Raw genomic sequence first — 6,213 nt, forward strand, 5'->3', positions numbered from 1 at the left:
ATCCTGCGCTGGAGGCGGCATCGTCTTCACTGACCCCCGGAGTGTGGTCCATTCGAGAATAAGCACTGTGCTAGCCCCACCGCGCACGAGAAAGGAACGAACGCAGGAGGCGAGGCAACGGGACTGCTTGCTTGGTCGAAGTGAGACTGCGGCTCGTCGGTGTGTAGAAGGGACTCATCGGTCGACACGGGAGGTCGGGCGAAAGAGCCCCCTTCTGATCGAATCTCCGCCGCAGGCACGCGGACGCTTTCGTATCTACAGGCAGTGATGTATGCGCCGCTATCCGCTCGCCTCTGGTCAATGTCTGTGTTTTGCCAAGCCCGCTCCATGACACGCCCGCTCCTTCCGTTCCTTACCGGAGCCGCGCTGCTCTTGTCCGCCGTCGGGTGCGATGGGGGCGGTGCATCTCGTTCGTCGTCCACCGACCTCAAAATCCCGGATGCTTTTTCGTACGAAACGACCCGCCCTGTAAATGTCCTCCTCCGGGTGCGTGACACCGAGGGTGCCCCCGTGCCCCACGTTCCCCTGCGGCTCTTTGCCGAGCAGGACGGTATGGAAGCGCCGGTGGCACGCGGGGCCACTGACGAGGCGGGGCGCTTTGAAGTCCGTCTGTCCCGGCCCGTCGACGAACCAGCGCTCATCGCCCGTTCATCGTACCTGGGCATCGCAGATTCAGCACGCGTTCCCATTCGGGGCGGCCGGGCCACACACACGTTCGGCGGTTCGCGCTCGGCTACTACGGCCGGGCCGTCCGAGGACGCCTCTACTGTTCCCCCTAGTTCAAAGGCGGCCGGCGCCCTCGACCCGTCGTTCCTGGGTCCCTACGACGATCAAGGAGTTCCGCTGAACCAGTCGTCTCCGGCCCCCATCACCGCCGAGTTTTTGGCCTCGATCAACGAGGCCCTGCCCGAACAAGACCCGGTGCCCCAGGCCCATCCCGAGTACCTCGCTACCGACAACGAGACGAACGTCGCCATCACGGACAGCGCCGAGGTGTGGGTCACCTTCGTCCACGAAGGGGCCGGCTTTCGGAATGCGTTCGGCTTCTACACCTACGAGGCTGGAGAGGCGCCGTCGTCACCGGCCGAGATCGACACGCAGACCGTCGTTTTCCCCAACCTCTCATTTGAAGGGTCCGGAGGCGGGCTTCAGTCGGGCGACCGGGTGCGGCTCGGCGCCTTTCCCTCAGGCACTAAGATTGGGTGGTTCTTGGTCGCCGATGGGTGGACGGGCGACGGCGTAGGGGAAGGACGGCACGTTGTGTACTCGAACCCCAATCTCAACCCGGAGGGCGACGCCGCGCTTCAGCAGCACAACGTGTTGCTCAACGACACCCAGCGTGACCTGGTGCTGCTGGGCTTTGAGGACATGCGGCGCGACGGGGGCAGCGACGACGATTTCAACGACGCGCTCTTCTACGTCACGTCCAACCCCATCACGGCCATCGATCGCTCGGCTCTCCCCGACGCCGACCTGGACCCGGGCGAGGAGGCACCTCCGACGCGCACCTATCAGCCCGGCAAAGATCAGTTCGCCACCCTTGCCTTCGAAGACCTATGGCCGGCGGCCGGGGATTACGACTTCAACGACATGGTCGTTGACTATAACGTGGCCACCCGGGCCACGCCCGGCGGCGACGTGACCGAGCTTACGGCCACGTTCGTCACCCGGGCCGCCGGGGCATCCTTTGCGAACGGCTTTGGATTTGCGCTGCCCATCGAGCCGTCCACGGTTGAGCAGGTGGACGGGACAGATCTCCGCGAGGGGATCGTCACCACACGGCCCAACGGGACGGAGGCGGGCACCGACAATGCCGTCATCGTCGTGTACGACAACGTGCACAACCGCACCGCCCGGGCGGGCGGCTTCTTTAACACCGACCCGGCGGTTCCCTCCCGCCCCCCCGACACGATTCGGGTGGAGGTGACCTTCCAACCCGCAGTCCCCTCCGGCCAGTTGGGCACCGCCCCGTACAACCCGTTCATCTTCGTGAACGGCGACCGTTCGCGCGAAGTGCACCTGCCAGACGAACGGCCTACGGCAAAAGCGTCGGCCGAGTGGTTTGGGCAGTCGCAGGACGCCAGTGACCCGGACGTTGAGCGATTCTACAAAACCCCCACCAACCGGCCGTGGGCGCTGCACCTTCCCTCGTCCTTCCGCTACCCAAAAGAGAAGGTCGGCATCCGATCGGGGTACCTCCAGTTCCAGCACTGGGCCGAGTCCGGCGGGCAGCAGTCCCAAGACTGGCACAGCAACACAGCGCCCGACTACCGCCGACCACAGAAGCTTTACTCGCACCCCTGACGCGTTCGTCGACTGTGCAGGCGGTTCCGTCGGGCTACGAACGAGCTCGTCTCGCTTTATCGAGACGGAGACGGGGCCCGTCGAACGACGCTGCGGGCCCATCGCCCAATCGGTAGGCTGTATTGTGCGTGACCAAACACCGCACTCCGCTTTGCCGGAGACGGCCACGGCCGATCGCAGCGGGGCACGAGGCCTCCGGCCCGGCCCCCCACCCAAAATTCCGCTCATCGTCACCCCTGATCGCATGTCCTACCTCCGTCGTCGCCGCGACACCAGCGACCCACGCTCAGCGGCCTGGCGCGACCCGCGCGGCCGATGGGCGAAGCGAGCGATGGACCTCGCCGTCGCCGTTCCGGCCCTCATCGTCCTGGCGCCCGTCTTTGCAATCATAGCGCTCCTCATTCGGCTCGACTCAAAGGGTCCTGTCTTTTATGTCTCGGAGCGGGTGGGGCAGCGCTACCGCACCTTTTCGCTGCTTAAGTTCCGCACCATGCACGTCAACGCCGACGAGCGCCTCGACGACCTGCAGCACCTGAATCAGTACCGGGACGACGACACAGAGGAGAGGACGAAAGAAAGCCCCCAGCCTCCTTCGTGGCAGCACTATCGCCAACAGACGACCACGGGCTCAACGCTTCTGGTGCAGGACGACGCGATGATCCCAGAGGAGGTGCATCGTCGTCGCGCCGCGATCGAGGAGGAAAGCGTGTTCGTGAAGCTCGAACGTGACCCCCGTATCACCCGCGTGGGACGCGTTCTCCGCAACACGAGCCTCGACGAGCTGCCACAACTCCTCAACGTCCTACGAGGCGACCTTTCCATCGTTGGGAATCGCCCGCTGCCCCCCTACGAGGCCGAGCAGCTCACCCGTGACGGCGACGTGGAGCGCTTCCTGGCGCCCGCCGGCATCACCGGGCTCTGGCAGGTCACCAAGCGAGGCACCGGCGATGTCTCCCCCGAGGAGCGCGTGGCCCTCGACGTGAAGTACGCCCGCACCTGCAGCCTCTGGACGGACCTTGGCATTTTGGTGCGCACCTTCCCCGCCCTCTTTCAGCAGGAGGACGTGTAGCACCCGGCCTGTCTCCTCCCTCATGCCTCTCCCGCTTCCGCCATGACCCTGCTCGACCTTGCCCGCCTGCTGGTGCGACGCGCCTGGGTGCTCGTCGCGGTCCCGGTTGTGATGGGCGCGACGGTTTTCGCCCTCACGCAGGGACAGCCCCAGACGTACAGCGCCCACACCACGCTCTACACGGGGCTGGTGTCGGGGTACGAGGGCGACGATAGCGACGGCGTGGACTACCACGCGGTCAAGAGCGCCTTCGACAATCTCATTGGCACCGTCGAGGCACGGTCCACGCTCAAGACGGTGGCGCTCCGCATGCTCGCGCAGCGCGTTGCGGCACCCGACTCGGCGGCAGCCCCGCTGCGTCCCCGCACCCGCACGCAACTCCGCAAGATCCTGCCCGATTCACTGCGGCGGGCCCTCGCCCCAATGACGGCCGCCCGGGCCGAGCAGTCGCTTCGCACGGCCCTCGGGTCACATCCCGCCCTCCAGGAGGCGATTTTATCGGGAACGACGCCCTTCAGCGTTCCGCGCCTCCGCGGCACCCTCAACGTGCAGCGCGTGGGCAACTCGGACCTGCTGGAGATGCGCTACACGGCCCCAGACCCGGCCCTCTGCCGGCAGACCCTCCACCTTTTGGTGAAGGAGATAAAGACGCGTCGCGAGCGCCGACAGCGGCAGCAGGTGGGCGACGTGGTCTCGTTTTTCGCCGACCAGGTCGATTCCGCCCGCCGACAACTCAACGATCGGGTGTCCGACCTGCGCGACTTTGGGGTGCGCAACGAGATCATCAACTACCAGGAGCAGACAAAGGCCATTGCCCAGGCCCGCCAGCGCGTGGCGCGCGATCTTCAACAGGCTCGTACCCAGCTGCAGGCGGCCCAGTCGGCCCGCGATAGCCTGGGGGCCCGCATGGACGCCAACCTGGCCCGCCTGCGCAGCAACAAAAGCGTGCTCCGCCTGCGACGGACCCTGTCGGACCTCAGTGCCAAGCAGGCCCTCCAGACGGAGGGCGAGGTCCCCGAGGGCGCGGTCCTGCAGCGACGCATCGACACGCTTCGCACCCGCCTCTCCGACGAGTTGCGGCGCCTGTATCGCCTTAACCACAGCCGCAGCGGCCTCTCGGGCACCCGCATCTTGGAGTCGTGGCTGCAGCGCGTCCTCGCCGTGACCGAAGCGAATGCCCGCGTGGGCATGCTGGAGGAGCGCCTGGCGTCGTTTCAGGAGCGGTACCGCACGCTCGCCCCCCTCGGCTCCCAACTGAGCGGCATCAAGCGGGAGGTGGACATCGCCGAGAACCAGTACCTTGAGCTCTTGCACAGCCTGAACCAGGCGCGCCTGAAGCGCAAGATGGAGACGCAGAGCACGCTCCGGGTGGTCGATCCGCCCATTGTGCCGACGGAGCCGGCGCCGACCAACCGGCTGTTTCTGGTGGCCGGGTCGGCGGGGGCGGGACTGGTCCTCGCGCTGGGGGCGATCCTTGCGCTGTTTTTGCTCGACGGCACGCTGCGCACGCCGCGGCGGGCCGAGGAGCGGACCGGCCTCCCGCTCGCGAGCGCCTACCCCGTACGCCCGAAGGCGCCGGACGACGCGGAGGCCGAGCCGCTGGACCGGGTGGAGACGGTCCTCGATGCGCAACTGCTGCGCGCCCTCCAGACACAGGACCCGTCGATGGGCCAGGACGACGCGGCGCCGGACGTGCTGCTGATAACGAGCACGCGCCGGACGGAGGGGAAGACGTACGTGACCCGCCGCCTCTGTGCGGAGCTGGCCGGGGAGTCTTACCGGGTGCTGCACCTCGCCCCGCACGCCGAAGAAGAGAGCGGGGGCCCGGAAGGCGTGGACGCCGCCGGGTACGACCCTGACCGTCCCACGGCCGAGTTGACGGAACGCGTGGACGCGGCCCGTCGCCAGAATGACCACGACCTGGTGGTGGTCGAGGTCCCCGCGCTGGTGGAGCATGCTTTGCCGGTAGGGCTCGCCCAGCACACACAAGCCACGCTACTGGTCGCGCGGGCGGACCGACGGTGGGCCCGCGCCGATGCCCACGCTCTTCGCTCTCTGCAGTCCGCCCTCGACGCCGATCCGTTGCTCGTTCTCAACGGCACCTCTCTCGACGCCCTCGATGCCCTGATAGGCCAGGTGCCACGTCCGCGTTCCCTCCTCCGCCGCCGCCTCAAACGCTGGCTTCGGTTCGAATTTCGCTCTCCTCTTTCGTTTAAGTAGACCTGAGAAAGTACGTTACTCTTCTCCCATCGATGCGTGACCAACGTTTTTCCTTCCACCTACTCAATCATCCACCCGCCCTCTCGCATGTCTCCGTCGCCCCCATCCCCCATTTCCGCATCCGAGGTCCCGTCCCTGCTGGTGCTGGCCACACCCGACTGGACAGGCGACTACATGAAGTCGACCGTGGCCCTCACCCGCGAGTTGGCCGCCTCCTACCGCGTCCTCTACGTGGAGCACCCGCCCACCTACACGTCTCTCGGGCGCGAGGCCCTGGCGGGGTCGCTAACCGACGGGGTCCGCGCTCTGGGGCGCCGGAGGGCCCAGGTCCGCCGCGTCAACACTGCGAAGGGGCGCAACCCGATCCACGTGCTCACGCCCCCGCCCGTCTGGCCCATGAACCGGCTGCCAGTCGCCCTTTACGACCGGGTCCTCGCCCGCAACGCGCAGCGGGTCCGGCGCGCCGTGCAGCCCCGGCTTGACGAGTTGTCGATGACCTCGCCCGTGGTGCTCAATGCCCTCAACCCGCACTACGGCCTCGCCCTCGCCGGCGCGTTCGATGAGCAGAGCCGCGTCTACTACTGCTTCGACGAGCTCCGGGCGCGGGACTGGAACGGGCG

General features: G+C 67.0%; 3 protein-coding genes and 1 pseudogene. All 4 read left to right on the forward strand.

What is annotated here, in order from left to right; genetic code table 11:
- Window positions 1-327 precede the first annotated feature (327 nt).
- Complete coding sequence (locus V5A20_RS12725) at window positions 328-2,304, forward strand: LruC domain-containing protein (RefSeq protein ID WP_332316499.1); 1,977 nt, start codon at window positions 328-330, stop codon at window positions 2,302-2,304.
- A gap of 244 nt (window positions 2,305-2,548) precedes the next feature.
- A complete protein-coding gene (locus tag V5A20_RS12730) occupies window positions 2,549-3,373 on the forward strand; it encodes a sugar transferase (protein WP_332327492.1) in 825 nt (274 codons plus the stop codon).
- A 42-nt stretch (window positions 3,374-3,415) separates the two neighbouring features.
- On the forward strand, window positions 3,416-5,593 hold the full coding sequence (locus V5A20_RS12735; protein WP_332327493.1) for a GumC family protein: 2,178 nt from the start codon (window positions 3,416-3,418) through the stop codon (window positions 5,591-5,593).
- Between the two features lie 87 nt (window positions 5,594-5,680).
- Window positions 5,681-6,213: pseudogene (locus tag V5A20_RS12740) on the forward strand (glycosyltransferase); the annotation flags it as partial.

Origin of the sequence: Salinibacter sp. (assembly GCF_036626415.1) — a bacterium.
Taxonomy (GTDB): Bacteria; Bacteroidota; Rhodothermia; order Rhodothermales; family Salinibacteraceae; genus Salinibacter.

Coding starts and splice junctions, on each gene's coding strand:
- V5A20_RS12725 (WP_332316499.1), top strand. CDS start 328: ATGACACGCCCGCTCCTTCCGTTCCTTACCGGAGCCGCGCTGCTCTTG.
- V5A20_RS12730 (WP_332327492.1), top strand. CDS start 2,549: ATGTCCTACCTCCGTCGTCGCCGCGACACCAGCGACCCACGCTCAGCG.
- V5A20_RS12735 (WP_332327493.1), top strand. CDS start 3,416: ATGACCCTGCTCGACCTTGCCCGCCTGCTGGTGCGACGCGCCTGGGTG.